Annotated in this window: 14 protein-coding genes; 1 reads left to right on the forward strand and 13 read right to left on the reverse strand. The window is 72.6% G+C overall.

Features of this window, described 5'->3' with window-relative positions; all coding sequences use genetic code 11:
• Positions 1-134: 134 nt before the first annotated feature.
• The 3 genes from CG747_RS09015 to CG747_RS09025 form a co-directional block, all read right to left on the reverse strand.
• A complete protein-coding gene (locus CG747_RS09015; RefSeq protein ID WP_100601122.1) occupies positions 135-1,595 on the reverse strand; it encodes a glutamate synthase subunit beta in 1,461 nt (486 codons plus the stop codon).
• Positions 1,588-6,198, reverse strand: a complete 4,611-nt coding sequence (gene gltB, locus CG747_RS09020; protein WP_100601123.1) for a glutamate synthase large subunit — start codon at positions 6,196-6,198, stop codon at positions 1,588-1,590. Before gltB ends, CG747_RS09015 begins: the two co-directional genes overlap by 8 nt.
• A gap of 299 nt (positions 6,199-6,497) precedes the next feature.
• The gene (locus CG747_RS09025) at positions 6,498-7,229 is read right to left on the reverse strand and encodes a VIT1/CCC1 transporter family protein (RefSeq protein WP_100601267.1); all 732 of its coding nucleotides are present in this window, start codon (positions 7,227-7,229) and stop codon (positions 6,498-6,500) included.
• A 356-nt stretch (positions 7,230-7,585) separates the two neighbouring features.
• Between CG747_RS09025 and CG747_RS09030 the strand changes: the two genes are divergently transcribed.
• Positions 7,586-8,866: an ADP-ribosylglycohydrolase family protein gene (locus CG747_RS09030; protein WP_257980294.1), complete on the forward strand. Its 1,281-nt coding sequence runs from the start codon at positions 7,586-7,588 to the stop codon at positions 8,864-8,866.
• 90 nt (positions 8,867-8,956) lie between these two features.
• Here CG747_RS09030 and lgt read toward each other — a convergent pair whose 3' ends face one another.
• The 10 genes from lgt to CG747_RS09075 form a co-directional block, all read right to left on the reverse strand.
• Complete coding sequence (gene lgt, locus CG747_RS09035; protein WP_100601124.1) at positions 8,957-10,042, reverse strand: prolipoprotein diacylglyceryl transferase; 1,086 nt, start codon at positions 10,040-10,042, stop codon at positions 8,957-8,959.
• Positions 10,043-10,144: 102 nt separating this feature from the next.
• Positions 10,145-10,957 carry a thioredoxin domain-containing protein gene (locus CG747_RS09040; protein WP_180985447.1) on the reverse strand — a complete coding sequence of 271 codons (813 nt, stop codon included), beginning with the start codon at positions 10,955-10,957 and terminating at the stop codon, positions 10,145-10,147.
• 78 nt (positions 10,958-11,035) lie between these two features.
• Positions 11,036-11,866 carry a tryptophan synthase subunit alpha gene (trpA, locus tag CG747_RS09045; protein ID WP_100601126.1) on the reverse strand — a complete coding sequence of 277 codons (831 nt, stop codon included), beginning with the start codon at positions 11,864-11,866 and terminating at the stop codon, positions 11,036-11,038.
• A complete protein-coding gene (trpB, locus tag CG747_RS09050) occupies positions 11,866-13,137 on the reverse strand; it encodes a tryptophan synthase subunit beta (protein WP_100601127.1) in 1,272 nt (423 codons plus the stop codon). The genes trpA and trpB overlap by 1 nt, the downstream gene beginning before the upstream one ends.
• 106 nt (positions 13,138-13,243) lie before the next feature.
• Positions 13,244-13,414 (reverse strand): tryptophan biosynthesis modulator TrpM, encoded by a 171-nt coding sequence (trpM, locus tag CG747_RS47840; RefSeq protein ID WP_180985448.1) that lies wholly within the window; start codon positions 13,412-13,414, stop codon positions 13,244-13,246.
• A 33-nt stretch (positions 13,415-13,447) separates the two neighbouring features.
• Positions 13,448-14,257 carry an indole-3-glycerol phosphate synthase TrpC gene (trpC, locus tag CG747_RS09055; RefSeq protein ID WP_100601128.1) on the reverse strand — a complete coding sequence of 270 codons (810 nt, stop codon included), beginning with the start codon at positions 14,255-14,257 and terminating at the stop codon, positions 13,448-13,450.
• A 199-nt stretch (positions 14,258-14,456) separates the two neighbouring features.
• Entirely contained in the window at positions 14,457-14,903 is a 447-nt protein-coding gene (locus CG747_RS09060) for a DUF2752 domain-containing protein (protein WP_257980295.1), read from the reverse strand.
• A 112-nt stretch (positions 14,904-15,015) separates the two neighbouring features.
• Positions 15,016-15,258 (reverse strand): HGxxPAAW family protein, encoded by a 243-nt coding sequence (locus CG747_RS09065; protein ID WP_100601130.1) that lies wholly within the window; start codon positions 15,256-15,258, stop codon positions 15,016-15,018.
• Between the two features lie 85 nt (positions 15,259-15,343).
• A complete protein-coding gene (locus CG747_RS09070; RefSeq protein ID WP_100601269.1) occupies positions 15,344-15,997 on the reverse strand; it encodes a TIGR02234 family membrane protein in 654 nt (217 codons plus the stop codon).
• Between the two features lie 55 nt (positions 15,998-16,052).
• Positions 16,053-17,621: an anthranilate synthase component I gene (locus CG747_RS09075; protein ID WP_100601131.1), complete on the reverse strand. Its 1,569-nt coding sequence runs from the start codon at positions 17,619-17,621 to the stop codon at positions 16,053-16,055.
• Positions 17,622-17,625: the final 4 nt, after the last annotated feature.

Here is a 17,625-nt window from a genome sequence, read left to right on the forward strand (position 1 = left end):
GCGGGGCCCGGAAAACAGCGCGGCGCCTGCCCTCCGGTCGGGGGAGGGGACAGGCGCCGCTGTACGGGGGCCGGGCTCTCACCCGGTCCCCGTGCCTCCGTACGACGCTGTACGGGACATCAGGGGACGGACGTTCACACCGTCAGGGCGCGGTCCGTCGGCTTGATCGGGGCCGGCAGGGCGCTGGCTCCGGTGAGGAAGCGGTCCACACCGCGGGCGGCGGAGCGGCCCTCGGCGATGGCCCACACGATCAACGACTGGCCGCGACCCGCGTCGCCGGCCACGTAGACGCCGGGCACGTTGGTGGCGAAGTCCGCGTCGCGGGCGACGTTGCCGCGGGCGTCCAGCTCCAGTCCGAACTGCTCGACCAGGCCGTTCTGCTGGTCGGTGCCGGTGAACCCCATCGCGAGGGTGACCAGCTGGGCCGGGAGCTTCCGCTCGGTGCCGGGCTTCTGCTCCAGCTTGCCGTCCTTGAACTCCACCTCGATCAGGTGCAGCCACTGGACGTTGCCGTCCTCGTCGCCCTCGAAGTGGGTGGTGGAGACGGAGTAGACCCGCTCGCCGCCCTCCTCGTGCGCGGAGGTGACCTTGTAGAGCATGGGGAACGTCGGCCAGGGCTGGCCCGCGGCCCGGTCCTCGCCCGGCTTGGGCATGATCTCCAGCTGAGTCACCGACAGGGCGCCCTGGCGGTGCGCGGTGCCGACGCAGTCCGCGCCGGTGTCGCCGCCGCCGATGACGACCACGTGCTTGCCCTCGGCGCTGATCGGGGCGACGGTCAGGTCGCCCTCCTGGACCTTGTTGGCCAGCGGCAGGTACTCCATCGCGAAGTGGACGCCGTTCAGCTCGCGGCCGGGCACCGGCAGGTCGCGGGAGATGGTGGCACCGGCCGCGATGACCACCGCGTCGTGGCGCTTGCGCAGCTTGCGGGCGTCGATGTCGCGGCCGATCTCCACCTCCGTGCGGAACTTGGTGCCCTCCGCGCGCATCTGCTCGATGCGGCGGTTGATGTGCCGCTTCTCCATCTTGAACTCGGGGATGCCGTAGCGGAGCAGGCCGCCGATGCGGTCCGCGCGCTCGTACACCGCCACCGTGTGGCCGGCGCGGGTCAGCTGCTGGGCGGCGGCCAGACCGGCCGGGCCGGAGCCGATGACGGCGACCGTCTTGCCGGAGAGCCGCTCGGGCGCCTGCGGGGTGACGTCACCGTTGTCCCACGCCTGGTCGATGATGGAGACCTCGACGTTCTTGATGGAGACCGGCTGCTGGTTGATGCCCAGCACGCAGGCCGCCTCGCAGGGCGCGGGGCACAGCCGACCGGTGAACTCCGGGAAGTTGTTGGTCGCGTGCAGCCGCTCGCTGGCCGCGGTCCAGTCCTCGCGGTAGGCGTAGTCGTTCCACTCGGGGATGAGGTTTCCGAGCGGACAGCCGTTGTGGCAGAACGGGATGCCGCAGTCCATGCAGCGCGACGCCTGCTTGGTGATGATCGGCAGCAGGGAGCCGGGCTGGTAGACCTCGTTCCAGTCCTTGACGCGCTCCTCGACGGGGCGGGTCCTGGCGTTCTCGCGCTCGTGGGTAAGGAAGCCCTTGGGGTCAGCCATTGGTCGCCGCCTCCATCATCTTCTCGTGGGTCTCGGACTCGGAGAGCCCGGCCTGCTCGGCGGCTTCCTTGGCGACGAGCACTGCCTGGTACGTCGGCGGGATGACCTTGCTGAAGCGCGCGGCCGCGGCATCCCAGTCGTCGAGGAGCTTGCCGGCCACGGTGGAGCCGGTCTCCTCCTGGTGGCGGCGCACCACGTCGTGCAGCCACTGCTTGTCGTTCGCGTCCAGCGGGGAGACCGCGGCGGCCAGTTCCTTGTTGACGTTGGCCGGGTCCAGGTCGATGACGTAGGCGAAGCCGCCGGACATGCCGGCCGCGAAGTTGCGGCCGGTCTCGCCGAGGACCACCGCGTTGCCGCCGGTCATGTACTCGCAGCCGTGGTCGCCGACGCCCTCGGAGACCACCGTGGCACCGGAGTTGCGGACGCAGAACCGCTCGCCGACCCGGCCGCGCAGGTACAGCTCGCCGCCGGTGGCGCCGTAGGCGAGGGTGTTGCCGGCGATGGTGGAGTACTCGGCGAGGTGGTCGGCACCGCGGTCCGGGCGGACGACGATCCGGCCGCCGGACAGGCCCTTGCCGACGTAGTCGTTGGCGTCGCCCTCCAGGCGGAGGGTGACACCGCGCGGCAGGAACGCGCCGAACGACTGGCCGGCCGAGCCGGTGAAGGTGAGGTCGATGGTGTCGTCGGGCAGGCCCGCGCCGCCGAACTTCTTGGTGACCTCGTGGCCGAGCATGGTGCCGACGGTCCGGTTGATGTTGCGGATCGCGACCTGCGCGCGGACCGGCTGGGCGGCCTCGGCGGTGTCCGCGGCCAGCGCGTCGGCGGCGAGCCTGATCAGCTCGTTGTCCAGCGCCTTCGCCAGGCCGTGGTCCTGGACGGTGACCTGGTGGCGGACCGCGCCCTCGGCCAGGTCGGGGACGTGCAGCAGCGGGGCGAGGTCCAGACCCTGGGCCTTCCAGTGGTCCACCGCCCGGGCGACGTTGAGGACCTCGGCGTGGCCGATGGCCTCGTCCAGGGTGCGGAAGCCCAGCTCGGCGAGGATCTCGCGGACCTCCTCGGCGATGAACTCGAAGAAGTTGACGACGAACTCGGCCTTGCCGCTGAACCGCTCGCGCAGCACCGGGTTCTGGGTGGCGATGCCGACCGGGCAGGTGTCCAGGTGGCAGACGCGCATCATCACGCAGCCGGAGACCACCAGCGGGGCGGTGGCGAAGCCGAACTCCTCCGCGCCCAGCAGGGCCGCGATGACCACGTCGCGGCCGGTCTTGAGCTGGCCGTCGGTCTGCACCACGATCCGGTCCCGCAGGCCGTTGAGCAGCAGGGTCTGCTGGGTCTCGGCCAGGCCCAGCTCCCAGGGGCCGCCCGCGTGCTTGAGGGAGGTGAGCGGGGAGGCGCCCGTACCGCCGTCGTGGCCGGAGATCAGGACCACGTCCGCGTGCGCCTTGGAGACGCCCGCGGCGACCGTGCCGACGCCGACCTCGGAGACCAGCTTCACGTGGATGCGGGCGGCCGGGTTGGCGTTCTTCAGGTCGTGGATGAGCTGGGCGAGGTCCTCGATGGAGTAGATGTCGTGGTGCGGCGGCGGCGAGATCAGGCCGACGCCCGGGGTGGAGTGCCGGGTCTTGGCGACCCACGGGTAGACCTTGTGGCCGGGCAGCTGGCCGCCCTCGCCGGGCTTGGCGCCCTGGGCCATCTTGATCTGGATGTCGTCGGCGTTGACCAGGTACTCGGAGGTCACGCCGAAGCGGCCGGACGCCACCTGCTTGATGCTGGAGCGGCGCGCCGGGTCGTACAGGCGCTCCGGGTCCTCGCCGCCCTCGCCGGTGTTGGACTTGGCCCCGAGCTGGTTCATGGCGATGGCGAGGGTCTCGTGCGCCTCGCGGGAGATCGAGCCGTAGGACATCGCGCCGGTGGAGAACCGCTTGACGATCTCGGAAGCCGACTCGACCTCGTCCAGGGGGATGGCCTGGCGGCCGGAGGCGAAGGAGAACAGGCCGCGCAGCGTCATCAGCCGCTCCGCCTGCTCATTCACCCGTTCGGTGTACTGCTTGAAGATGTCGTAGCGGCGCGCACGGGTGGAGTGCTGGAGCCGGAAGACGGTGTCCGGGTCGAAGAGGTGCGGTTCGCCCTCGCGGCGCCACTGGTACTCGCCGCCGATCTCCAGGGCGCGGTGGGTGGCCGCGATGCCGGAGGCCGGGTACGCCTTGGCGTGCCGGGCCGCGACCTCCTGGGCGATGACATCCAGGCCGGCGCCGCCGATCTTGGTGGTGGTGCCGTGGAAGTACTTCGCGACGAATTCCTCGTCCAGGCCGATCGCCTCGAAGACCTGCGCGCCGCGGTAGGAGGCGACGGTGGAGATGCCCATCTTGGACATCACCTTCAGGACGCCCTTGCCGAGCGCCTTGATCAGGTTCTTGATGGCGGTGTCGGTCTCCACGCCGGGCAGGAAGGTGCCGGCCCGGACCAGGTCCTCGACGGACTCCATCGCCAGGTACGGGTTGACCGCGGCGGCGCCGAAGCCGATCAGCAGCGCGACGTGGTGCACCTCGCGGACGTCGCCGGCCTCGACCAGCAGCCCGACCTGGGTGCGGGTCTTGGTGGCGATGAGGTGGTGGTGGACCGCGGCGGTCAGCAGCAGCGACGGGATCGGCGCGTGCTCGGCGTCCGAGTGGCGGTCGGAGAGCACGACCAGTCGGGCGCCGTCGGCGATGGCGGCGTCGGCCTCGGCGCAGATCTCCTCGATCCGGGCGGCCAGCGACGCGCCGCCGCCGGAGACCCGGTAGAGGCCGGACAGGGTCACGGCCTTCATGCCGGGCATGTCGCCGTCGGCGTTGATGTGGACGAGCTTGGCCAGCTCGTCGTTGTCGATGACCGGGAACGGCAGGGTCACGCTGCGGCAGGAGCTCGCGGTGGGCGTGAGGAGGTTGCCCTGGGGGCCGAGGGAGGAGATCAGGGAGGTGACCAGCTCCTCCCGGATGGCGTCCAGCGGCGGGTTGGTGACCTGCGCGAACAGCTGGGTGAAGTAGTCGAAGAGCAGCCGGGGCCGCTCGGACAGCGCGGCGATCGGCGAGTCGGTGCCCATCGAGCCGATCGGCTCGGCGCCGGCCTTGGCCATCGGGGCGAGGATGACCCGGAGCTCTTCCTCGGTGTAGCCGAAGGTCTGCTGGCGGCGGGTGACCGAGGCGTGGGTGTGCACGATGTGCTCGCGCTCGGGCAGGTCGGCCAGGTCGATCAGGCCGGCGTCCAGCCACTCCTGGTAGGGGTGCTCGGCGGCGAGCTGCGCCTTGACCTCGTCGTCCTCGATGATGCGGTGCTCGGCGGTGTCGACGAGGAACATCCGGCCGGGCTGCAGGCGGCCCTTGCGGACGACCTTGGCCGGGTCGATGTCCAGGACGCCGACCTCGGAGGAGAGCACGACCAGGCCGTCGTCGGTGACCCAGTAGCGACCCGGGCGCAGACCGTTGCGGTCCAGGACCGCGCCGACCTGGACGCCGTCGGTGAAGGTGACGCAGGCCGGACCGTCCCAGGGCTCCATCATCGTGGAGTGGTACTGGTAGAAGGCCCGCCGGGCCGGGTCCATGGCGGTGGCGTTCTCCCACGCCTCGGGGACCATCATCAGCACCGCGTGCGGCAGCGAGCGCCCGCCGAGGTGGAGCAGCTCCAGGACCTCGTCGAAGGAGGCGGAGTCGGAGGCGTCCGGGGTGCAGACCGGGAAGAGCCGGTCGAGGTTCTCGGGGGCTCCGTCGCCGAAGAGCGCGCTGGCCAGCTGGGACTCGCGGGCCCGCATCCAGTTGCGGTTGCCCTTGACCGTGTTGATCTCGCCGTTGTGCGCGACGAAGCGGTACGGGTGGGCCAGCGGCCAGCTCGGGAAGGTGTTGGTGGAGAACCGCGAGTGGACCAGCGCGATGGCGGTGGCGAACCGGCGGTCGGACAGGTCCGGGAAGAAGGGCTCCAGCTGGCCGGTGGTCAGCATGCCCTTGTAGACGAGGGTGCGGGCGGACAGCGAGGGGAAGTAGACCCCGGCCTCCCGCTCGGCGCGCTTGCGCAGCGCGAACGCCTTGCGGTCCAGTGCCAGCCCGGTGTTCTCGCCGTCCGCGACGAACAGCTGGGAGAAGGCCGGCATGGTGGCGCGGGCACCGTTGCCCAGCAGCTGCGGGGCGACCGGGACGACCCGCCAGCCCAGGACCGTGAGGCCCTCCTCGCCGGCGATCGTCTCGATGGTCGAGACGGCCTGGGCCGCTTCGTGGGCATCGGACGGCAGGAAGGCGATGCCGACCGCGTACGAGCCGGCCTCGGGGAGCTCGAAGGTGACGTTCTCGCGCAGGAACGCGTCCGGGACCTGGAGCAGGATGCCCGCACCGTCGCCCGAGTCGGGCTCGGAGCCGGTGGCACCGCGGTGCTCCAGGTTCGTCAGCACGGTCAGGGCCTGTTCGACCAGGGCGTGACTGGCCTCGCCGGTGAGCGTGGCCACGAATCCGACGCCACAGGCGTCGTGCTCGTTGCGCGGGTCGTACATGCCCTGCTGGGCGGGGCGGCCGTCCATGGGCGACCAAGCGGCGGCGGCGCTGCTGGTGGTCGCGGAGTGCGTGGACGCGAAGCGCATCGGCTCTCCCAACGTCGTCGTGGCATTTGCATTGCCGAGGGACGACGTTGGCCCTCCGCGAAATTTCGTGCAGGTTACAGGATGGCCCGCTTCTCAAAAAGCGAAAGATGCCTTCCAACATGCGGACACCGCGCCGGCGGTGAGACGGAATTTCTGGGAACTGCGGACGGAAACGAGCCGCCCTCTGCGGCGGCGTTCGGCGAGCGACATTGCCCGCGACGCCAGGGCCTTATGCCCGGTCGTCAACAAACCGAAACCGCTGGGTAACGCGGCCATGATGCGGTCACCCGAATGGGACGTCAACCCATCACCGTCCCGAACAGCACGCCGAGGGCGTACGTCACACCCGCCGCGGCGCCGCCCAGAGCCAGCTGACGCAGCCCGCTGAACCACCACGAACGCGCCGTCACTCGCGCCACCACGGCACCGCAGCCGAAGAGCCCGAACAGCGCCAGCAGCACCGCCGGCCAGAGCACAGTGGCGCCCAACAGATAAGGAAGAACAGGCAGCAGCGCGCCCAACGCAAAGGATCCGAAGGAAGAAACGGCCGCAACCATCGGAGAAGGAAGGTCCGACGGATCGATGCCCAATTCCTCGCGGGCGTGGATCTCCAGCGCCTGCTCGGGGTCGCGGGAGAGCTGTTCGGCGACCTGCCGGGCGAGCTCCGGCTCCACCCCGCGGGACTCGTAGAGGGCCGCCAGCTCGTCCTGCTCATCCTTCGGATGCTTGCGCAACTGGGCCCGCTCGACGTCCAGCTCCGCGACCACCAGTTCACGCTGCGAAGCCACCGAGGTGTACTCCCCCGCGGCCATCGAGAACGCCCCGGCCGCCAGTCCCGCCAGACCGGTGATCACGATCGTCTGCTGCGACACCGCGCCGCCGGCCACACCCGTCATCAGGGCGAGGTTGGACACCAGACCGTCCATCGCGCCGAAGACGGCGGGGCGCAGCCAGCCACCGTTCACATCGCGGTGGGTGTGGTTGTCGCGGTGCGCCACGTGCGTCGGTGCGGCCGCGTCCATGATCTCCATGACCGACATATCTGGACCTGCTCCCTGCTCTGCGAGGTGTGGGCCGCTGACGGCACTTCCCCCTCCAACACCTCGAAGCTATGCGCGAATTACCCTCCTCCGCTAGCAAGGAAGGCCGAACTTACCCCGCTGACCTGCGGTTTTACCGAGAACAGCACCTTGTGATCCGGATCACAAGGGATTCTCGTGGCCGCCGAGGGCCGTCCGCCACGGTCGACCGGGTGACCGTGGCGCCCCGGACAGCACAGCCGGCCCGCCGCGGGGGACGGATACCGCGCCGGGCGGCGACACGCGGGCCCCGCCGCCACCGCCGCCCGCCCCGGCACCACCGGCCCCCGCGAAAGGACGCCCCGCAGATGACGGACGCCACCACCGCCACCACGACACCGCCGGCCCCGGCACCGCCGGCCCCGGCACCGCCCCTGAGCCCGCACGGCGTCGGCCCGGACCCCGGACCGGCCGCCCCCGAGGTCGCCCCCCTTGAGGACCGGGCGACCGGTGCCCTCGTCGGCGCCGCGGTCGGCGACGCGCTCGGCGGGCCGGCCGAGGGCCTGACGCCGGAACAGATCGTGGCCCGGCACGGCGGCCGCATCGAGGGCATCGTCGGGCCGTTCCACACCGACTGGCGCACCGCCAGACCGCTCACGCCGTACCACAAGGGCGACGGCCACATCACCGACGACACCCTGATGACCCATGCACTGGTCCGCGTCTACGAGACGGTCCGCGACCACCTCGACGCCTACGACATCGCCGAACACCTCGTCCCCGACCTGATCGGCACCCCCCGCTGGATCCCCGAACTGGAGGCCGAGGCGCTGCCGTTGCAGCGGATCTTCCTCGCCGAGAAGTGGATCGTGGCCCGGCTGCACTACGGTCACGCCGATCCGCGCGAGGCCGGCGTCGGAAACATCGTCAACTCCGGTGCAGCGATGTACATGACGCCGGTCGGCATCGTCAACGCCGGTAATCCTGACCGGGCTTACGCCGAGGCCCTGGACATCTCCGGTGCCCATCAGGCGTCTTACGGGCGCGAGGCGGCCGGGGTGTTCTCCGCCGCGGTGGCCGCCGCGTTCCTGCCGGACGCCACTCCGGCCTCGGTCGCCGGGCATGCGCTGCGCCTGGCGAAGGACGGCACCCGGGCCGCGATCGAGGCGGTCTGCGACGTCGCCGCGCCGCACACCGACTACGAGTCCGCCCTCGTCCCGCTGCGGGCCGCGGTCGCCCCGTTCGACACCGTCGGCCCGGACCACCGCCAACCGTCGCTGGGCGCCCGCCGGCCCTCCCGGCTCCACGCCGTCGAGGAACTCCCCATCGCGCTCGGCATGCTGCTGGTCTCCGACGGCGACTACCGGGCCACCGTGCTCGGCGCGGTCAACTACGGGCGGGACTGCGCCGCCACCGCCACCATGGCCGGTGCGCTCGCCGGCGCCCTGAACGGCGCGGCGGCGGTGCCCGCCGCGTGGCACACCGAGGTCGCGCGGGCGAGCCGGCTCGACCTGCACGCCCCGGCCGCCGCGCTGGCCGCCGTCAGCCGCGAGGTGTTCGCCCGCGACCAGGCCCGCCGCCTGCGCCACGAGCAGGCGTTCGGTGCCATCGCGACGCGGGCCGTGGTGACCGAGGCCAGCGGGCGGTGACGGCCCGGCGGCAGAAACGGCGGAGCGCCGGGCGGTCCCGCGGTGAGCGGGTCCGCCCGGCGCTCCGGTCGGAGGGTTGCGCCGGCGGCGTCAGGGCGTGGCGCCGCCCGGGCTCCCGGCGGTCTTGACTGAGCCGGACGCGGAGGTGTCGGTGCGCTCGGCGCCGTCCGCGTCCCCGCCGTCCTTCTTGCCGTCGGCCCCGTCGGGCTTCCCGGCCGCCGCGTCCGACGCGCCGTCGGCGTCCTCGGACCCCTTGACGACCCCGGAACCCTCGGCCTCCTTGGTGCCCTTGGCGCCCTCGGTGTCCTTCGCGTCCTCGGTGCCCTTGGTGTCGTCCTGGGCGCCCTCGGCGAGCTGCCACTCCGGCTCGACGATCTCCTCGCGGCCCGGGGCCTTCCGGGCGGAGACGATCATGTAGATGACGGCCAGGATGAAGACGACCAGCGAGGTCCAGTCGTTCAGCCGCAGGCCGAGGATGTGGTGCGCCTCGTCGACGCGCATGTACTCGATCCAGGCGCGGCCCGCGCAGTAGGCGGCGACGTAGAGCGCGAACACCCGGCCGTGGCCGAGGCGGAAGCGCTTGTCCGCCCAGATCACCAGCGCCGCGACGCCCAGGCACCACAGGGACTCGTAGAGGAACGTCGGGTGGTAGGTACCGCCGATGCGGCCGATGGCCGGGTCCGGGTCGATCTTGAGCGCCCACGGGAGGTCGGTCGGCTTGCCGTACAGCTCCTGGTTGAACCAGTTGCCCCAGCGGCCGATCGCCTGGCCGATCGCGAGGCCCGGCGCCAGCGCGTCGGCGTAGGCCGGCATCGGGATACCGCGGCGGCGGCAGCCGATCCAGGCACCGAGCGCACCCAGCGCGACCGCGCCCCAGATGCCGAGGCCGCCCTGCCAGACCTTGAAGGCGTCGAGCGGATGGCCGTTCTTGCCGAAGTACGGCTCGTAGGTAGTGATGACGTGGTAGAGGCGCCCGCCGACCAGGCCGAAGGGCACCGCCCACACGGCGATGTCGGCGACGGTGCCGGAGCGGCCGCCGCGCTGCACCCAGCGCTTGTTGCCGAGCCAGACGCCGACGAAGACGCCGATGATGATGCAGAACGCGTAGCCGCGCAGCGGGATCGGGCCGAGATGGACGACACCGGTCGGCGGGCTGGGAATGAATGCGAGGTCCATGGCAGGACCGACGCTACCGCGCCGGGCCGGGTTGACGACAACCCGCCCGGCAACGGCTGCGTAACGACCCCGCTGGGGCCGCGGCCCGTACCGCCGGGCGGCTCAGCCCTTGGGCGACTGCTCGCCCTTGTTGGCGGCGAGGACCATCTTCTTGAGCTCGGCGGGGGTGACCTGGCCGCCCTTGACCTGGGCGAGGTCCTTGCCGTTCAGCAGGACGGTCGGGGTGCCGCGGAACCCGCCGCCGGCGAAGGCCGCGTTGGACTTGCGCACGAACCCGTCGTACCGGCCGTCCCGGACGCACTTGGTGAACGCGTCCGACACCAGGCCGTTGACCTTCCCGGCCAACTGGATCAGGTACTTCTTGTCGCTGAAGCGGTCCTGCTGCTCCGGCGGCTGGTGGGAGTAGAGGACGTCGTGGTAGTCGCGGAACTTCCCGGCGTCCTGGGCGCACAGGGCGGCGTTGGCGGCGGTCAGCGAGCCGGTGCCGCCGGCGTTGCCGTCGATGAGGGTGGCGAGGTGGTACTCGGTCTTGAGCTGGCCGGAGTCCTGGAGCTCGTGGATCACCGGGCGGAAGCCGGTCTCGAACTGCTGGCAGGCCGGGCAGCGGAAGTCCTCCCAGACGACGAGCGTGGAGCGGGCGCCGGCCGCGCCCACCGGGACGGCGGGCTTGTCGCCGTCGCTGGCCTGCTTGGGGAGGGCGAACGCGGTGTCGGTGGTGCTGCCGGTCCCGCCGCCCGAGGACACCCAGACGGCGACCCCGCCGGCCACCGCGAGCGCGGCCACCACCGCGCCGCCGACGACGGCCTGGCGGACCCGCCGGGCGCGCGTCTTCTCCTTGGTGCGCTGTTCCTGCAGCCGCTCACGGGCGCTGCTGATTCCGTCACGGTTCTGGCCGTCATGGCTCTTCTCGTTCACGCCCGTGGACAACGAGGCGGAGGGGCGCGGTCGCACCCCTCCGCTCCGAGGTTCGCTCCATCGGGCGAACGGACCGGGTCAGTCCCGGGCCGCACCGCCCCGGCGCACACCGTCGCCCAGTCGGCCGGCGAGGGCGCGGACCGCGGCCAGTCCGGCGTCAAGGTCGTCTTCCGCCGCCAGCAGGCACTTGACGAACGCCGAGCCGACGATCACACCGTCGGCGAACCGGGCCACCTCGCGGGCCTGCGTGGCGTTGGAGACCCCGAGCCCGACGCAGACCGGCAGTTCGGTCGTGGCGCGGGTGCGGGCCACCAGGTCCTCGGCCTCCCGGCCGACGGACTCGCGGGTGCCGGTGACGCCCATGAGGGAGGCGGCGTAGACGAAGCCGCTGCCGGCCGCGGTGATCTTGGCCAGCCGCTCGTCCCGGCTGCTCGGCGCGACCACGAAGACGGTGGCCAGGCCGTGCTGCTCGGCGGCCTTCCGCCAGACCTCGGACTCCTCGACCGGGAGGTCCGGCAGGATGCAGCCGGCGCCGCCCGCCTCGGCGAGGTCGGCGGCGAACCGCTCGACGCCGTAGCGGTCGACCGGGTTCCAGTACGTCATGCAGAGCACCGGTGCCCCGGTGGCGGTGTGCACCTCGCGGACCGTGCGGATCACGTCGACGATCTTGATGCCGGCGCGCAGCGCGATGTCGTCGGCGGTCTGGATCACCGGGCCGTCCAGGACCGGGTCGCTGTGCGGCAGCCCGACCTCGACGATGTCGCAGCCGCCGTCCAGCATCTCGGTCATCGCGCGGATGCCGCCGTCGACGGTGGGGAAGCCGGCCGGGAGGTAGCCGACCAGCGCCGCCCGGTCCTCGGCGCGGGCCTGCGCCAGGACGGACGTCAGAAGTTCGATGTTGCCCGCCATCACTTGTCCCCCTCGCCGGTCCGGGACGCCTCGTCCGCGGTGTCGTACAGCCCGAAGTACCGGGCGGCGGTGTCCATGTCCTTGTCGCCGCGCCCGGAGAGGTTCACCAGCAGCAGGCCGTCGGGGCCCAGCTCCCGGCCGACCTCCAGGGCGCCGGCCAGCGCGTGGGCGCTCTCGATGGCCGGGATGATGCCCTCGGTCCGCGACAGCAGCCGCAGGGCCTGCATCGCCGCGTCGTCGGTCACCGCGCGGTACTCGGCGCGGCCGACGTCCTTGAGGTAGGCGTGCTCGGGGCCGATGCCCGGGTAGTCCAGTCCGGCCGAGATCGAGTACGGCTCGGTGATCTGGCCGTCCTCGTCCTGGAGAACGTAGGAGCGGGAGCCGTGCAGGATGCCGGGGGTGCCCTCGGTGAGGGTGGCGGCGTGCTCGCCGGTCTCGATGCCGTGGCCGCCCGGCTCGCAGCCGATCAGGCGGACGTCGGCGTCGGGCAGGAAGGCGTGGAAGAGGCCGATGGCGTTGGAGCCGCCGCCGACGCAGGCCACGGCGGCGTCCGGCAGCCGGCCGGCGCGCTCCAGGATCTGCCGGCGGGCCTCGACGCCGATGACCCGGTGGAAGTCGCGGACCAGGGCCGGGAAGGGGTGCGGGCCGGCGACCGTGCCGAAGAGGTAGTGGGTGCGGTCGACGTTGGCGACCCAGTCGCGGAACGCCTCGTTGATGGCGTCCTTGAGGGTGCGGCTGCCGGACTTCACGGCGATGACCTCGGCGCCGAGCATGCGCATGCGGGCCACGTTGAGGGCCTGCCGCTGGGTGTCGACCTCGCCCATGTAGATGGTGCATTCGAGGCCGAAGAGGGCGCAGGCGGTGGCGGTGGCGACGCCGTGCTGGCCGGCGCCGGTCTCGGCGATGACCCGGGTCTTGCCCATGCGCTTGGTGAGCAGCGCCTGGCCCAGCACGTTATTGATCTTGTGCGAGCCGGTGTGGTTGAGGTCCTCGCGCTTGAGGAACACCCGGGCCCCGCCGGCGTGTTCGGCGAACCGCGGCACCTCGGTGAGCGCGCTGGGCCGCCCGGTGTAGTTGACCATCAGGTCGTCGAGCTCGGCGGCGAAGGCGGGGTCCGCCTTGGCCTTCTCGTACTCGGCGGCGACCTCGTCCACCGCGGCGACCAGCGCCTCGGGGATGAACTTGCCGCCGAACGCGCCGAAGTAGCCCTCGGCACTGGGCACTTGGCCTTCCGGGTCGGGAAGGAAGAAACGGGAACTTTCGGAGGACATCTGAGCACTCCTCGACCGGGGCGTACCGCCCCGGAGGTCCGGTATGTCGGGGTGACGTGACGACTGCTGCGCGCAGTGCTGCGCCGTCGCTACGGGGACGGGCGCGTCAGCGCGCGGTCCCCGGGCGCCATCGCATCCCGTTGATCTGACCCGGTTCGGAGCCGATGTGGTACCGGACCCGGCGTCCCCGGACCCGCCGGGCGGGGGCCCGGCAGCCGCGGTGCCACGAGGGCAGCGCCGAGCGCTTGGCCTCGGGGCGGCGGGGAACGGCGGTCATGTCGGTGTACCTGTGTCCTTCGGTGGCCCGCGCTCAGTCCCGGCCGTGCCGGATCGCCGGGTGGGAGCCCGCCGCGACCAGGTCCGCGACCGCGGTCCTGGGGTCCTTGCCGGTGACCAGCGACTCGCCCACCAGGACGGCGTCGGCGCCGTCGTTGGCGTACGCGATCAGGTCGTGCGGGCCGCGGACGCCGGACTCGGCGACCTTGACGATGTGGTCGGGGACCTCCGGGGCGACCCGGGCGAAGGTGCCCCGGTCGACCTCCAGGGTCTTGAGGTTGCGGGCGTTGATCCCGATGATCCGGGCGCCGGCGTCCACCGCGCGGGCGACCTCGTCCTCGTCGTGCGCCTCGACCAGCGGCGTCAGCCCGATCGACTCGGCCCGCTCGATCAGCGAGACCAGCGCCTCCTGCTCCAGCGCGGCGACGATCAGCAGCGCGAGGTCGGCGCCGTAGGCCCGGGCCTCCCAGAGCTGGTAGGCGGTGACGATGAAGTCCTTGCGCAGCACCGGGATGTCGACCTTGGCGCGGACCGCCTCCAGGTCGGCGAGCGAGCCGCCGAACCGGCGCTGCTCGGTGAGGACGGAGATCACCGCGGCGCCGCCCGCCTCGTAGTCGGCGGCCAGGCCCGCGGGGTCGGCGATCGCGGCCAACGCGCCCTTGGAGGGGCTGGAGCGCTTGACCTCGCAGATCACCCGGACGCCCTCGCCCTTCAGAGCGGCGACACCGTCCTTGGCGGGGCGTGCCTTGCGGGCCCGCTCCTTGAGCTCGTCGAGGCTGACGCGCGCCTGCCGCTCGGCGAGGTCGGCGCGGACTCCGTCGATGATCTCATCGAGCACGCTCACGCGAGCGGCCTCCTTCTTGAACGGTGGAGGTGGACAGTGACCCTGTGGGACAGGCCACTGTCCCAATCGGTTCTCTGATGGTATCCGCCAGCGGGGACAGGTCCCGCATCCGGTTGACTCCGGTCCCACAACCTGGACATCTCCGGGTTTCGCGGTGGTTTGCGCCGGGGGCGGTGCCGGGGCCCGCGCGTGGTGCGGATCACGGGCGCAGTCCGGCGCCGAAGGGCAGGTTGCGGACGACCGTGAAGGCCAGCAGCAGGCCGCCCAGCGCCCACCAGTGGGCCGGCCGGGGCCGTGGCCCCGCGGTGGGCAGGCCGCGGGCCGCCCGGGTCAGCCAGACCAGCCAGAGGAGCGCGAACGCGGCGTAGCCGGCCACCGCGGGGGCGTTGGCGCCCAGCGCGGCGGCGAGGTCGCCGTGCGCGACGGCGTGCGCGCTGCGCAGCCCGCCGCAGGCCGGACAGAGCAGGCCGGTGAGGTGCAGCAGCGGGCAGACCGGGTAGTGGCCCGGTTCGTTGGGGTCGACGGCGCCGACCCAGGTGAAGGCGGCGGCCACCGCCGCCAGGGTGCCGACCGGCGCCGCGAGGCGGCGCAGCGGACGACCGGGCCGGGAACCGTCCGGCCGCAGCGGAACCACGGGATCGCTCACGGTGCCGATGGTGCTACCGGACGCGGAAAGGCGCAGCTTCTCGGCCGCCGTACGGGGCGCGGGCCGTACGAGGGGCGGGAAGCGGCGCCTCCGGGTTCGTGCCGAGCGGGGCTCAGCCCTCCTGCGGCTGGACCGTGGCCGGGGCGACCTTGGCGGAGCGCTTCGGCTCCTGGCCCATGCCGGCCGCGCGCATCAGGCCACCCACGACGGCACCGGCGCCGATCAGCACCATGCCCGCCCAGAAGCCGGCCACGTTGGCCATCACGATGAAGACACCGGCCACGCAGAAGCCGATGAACGCGATGATGACGCCGGTCCAGGCGGCGGGGGTGTGTCCGTGGCCACTGCTCGACATGGAGTGCTCCTCGTTGCTCTGTCGCGCCGGGGTCCGGGCGCGGGAATGTCGTCGTCCATTGTCACCGATGCCGGGCGGAACCCTTTTACCGGGTGGGGTCCTCGCCGCGGTCCAGGGACTTCCAGATCTCCTCGGGACGGTCCAGGTCCGGCGCCGCCGGGGCGCGCCGCGGACCGCGGGCGCCGCCGGGGGTGCGCTCGTACCGGCCCGACATCGCAGGCCAGGAGCGGCCGTACACCAGGGCCAGCACCCCGGCGAGGAACAGCAGCAGGCCGCCGGCGGCGGCCACCCACGGCCAGGCGGTGTGGGTGACGTGATGCACATCGGCGCCGGCCAGCCCGACCGCGTCGGCGGCCTTCTCGCGCAGTGCCGAGGTGTCGGTGTTGCCGAGCGCGGCGGCGGCGGTGATGCCCAGCCCGCTGAGGGCCAGCAGCGCGGCGACCACGATCCGGCCGACCCGGCGGACCGCGAAGACGGCGACCAGGGCGGCCAGGCCGACCACCGCCAGCGCACCGGGCACCCCGGTCACGTCGGCGCCGGTCACGGTGCGCGGCAGCTCGCCCTGGGCGAGCACCGCGGTGCCCTGGGCCCAGGTGCGGCCGGAGGCCAGCAGCGCCAGGCTCGCGCCGGCGGCGCCGAGCAACAAGGCCAGGGCGACGGAGCGCTTGGCGCTGCGCGCGGGCCGGGCCGGGGTCGCGGCCGGCTCGGCGTCGGTACGGGGCTGGGGTACGGCACTCACGCGTACCACTATCGCCCACCGGCCCGGGTGGACCGGTGGGCGGGGGTGCGGCGGATCATTTCCCCAGGTGGTTGGCGGTGTGGACGGCGCGGAGGACGGCCGCGGCCTTGTTGCGGCACTCGGTGTCCTCGGCGACCGGGTCGGAGTCGGCGACGATTCCGGCGCCGGCCTGGACGTAGGCGGTGCCGTCCCGCAGCAGGGCGGTGCGGATGGCGATGGCGGTGTCGGAGTCGCCGGCGAAGTCCAGGTAGCCCACGCAGCCGCCGTAGAGGCCGCGCCGGGTCGGTTCCAGCTCCTCGATGATCTGGAGGGCGCGCGGCTTGGGCGCGCCGGAGAGGGTGCCGGCGGGGAAGCAGGCGGTGAGCACGTCGAAGGCGGTGTGGCCGGCGGCGACCGTGCCGGTGACCGTGGAGACGATGTGCATGACGTGGCTGTAGCGCTCGACGGACATGAAGTCGACCACCTCGACGCTGCCCGGCTCGCAGACCCGGCCCAGGTCGTTGCGGCCCAGGTCGACCAGCATCAGGTGCTCGGCGCGCTCCTTGGGGTCGGCCATCAGCTCGTCGGCGAGCGCCTGGTCCTCCTGGACGGTCGCGCCGCGCGGGCGGGTGCCGGCGATCGGGTGCACCATGGCCCGGCCGCCCTCGACCTTGACCAGCGCCTCGGGGCTGGAGCCGACCACGTCGAAGGCGCGGCCGTCGTCACCCTCGAAGCGGAAGAGGTACATGTAGGGGCTGGGGTTGGTGGCCCGCAGCACCCGGTAGACGTCCAACGCACTGGCCGTGCAGGGGGTTTCGAACCGCTGCGAGGGCACCACCTGGAACGCCTCGCCGGCCCGGATGCGCTCCTTGACGTCCTCGACGGCGGCCATGAACGCCTCGCCGCCCCACTTGCCGGTGTACGGGGGCACGGCGGACGGCGGGAGCGCGGCGGCGCTCGCGGGGGCCGGGCGGGCCAGGTCGTCGGCCATCGCGTCCAGGCGGGCCACCGCGTCCGCGTACGCCTCGTCGACGCCGGTCTCCAGGTCGTTGTGGTTGATCGCGTTGGCGATCAGCAGGACCGTGCCGCTCCAGTGGTCCAGGACCGCGAGGTCGGAGGTGAGCAGCATGGTCAGCTCGGGCAGGCCGAGGTCGTCGGTGGTGTGCTCGCCGACCTTCTCCAGGCGGCGCACGATGTCGTAGCCGAGGTAGCCGACCATGCCGCCGGTGAAGGGGGGCAGCCCCTCGCCCTCGATGAGGTCGTGGGTGGGGGCACCTCCCGCGCCGCGAGGCGCAGGGGGAGTGTGCAGGGTCTCGACGGTGGCGCGCAGCGCGGCGAGCGGGTCGCCCTCGGTGGGGACGCCGACCGGCGGGGTGCCGAGCCAGTGCGCCTGCCCGTCGCGGGTGGTGAGCGTCGCGGCGCTGCGGACGCCGATGAACGAGTACCGCGACCACGTACGGCCGTTCTCGGCGGATTCGAGGAGGAAGGTGCCGGGGCGCTCGGCGGCGAGCTTGCGGTAGAGGCCGACCGGGGTGTCGCCGTCCGCCAGGAGGCGCCGGACGACGGGGATGACCCGTCGGTCCTTGGCGAGCGTGCGGAAGGTGTCGAGGTCCGGTGCGGCGGTTCCGGTGGTTCCCGTGGTCATGGCA

This window comes from Streptomyces sp. CB02959 (genome assembly GCF_002803155.1).
In the GTDB taxonomy this organism is placed as follows: domain Bacteria; phylum Actinomycetota; class Actinomycetes; order Streptomycetales; family Streptomycetaceae; genus Streptomyces.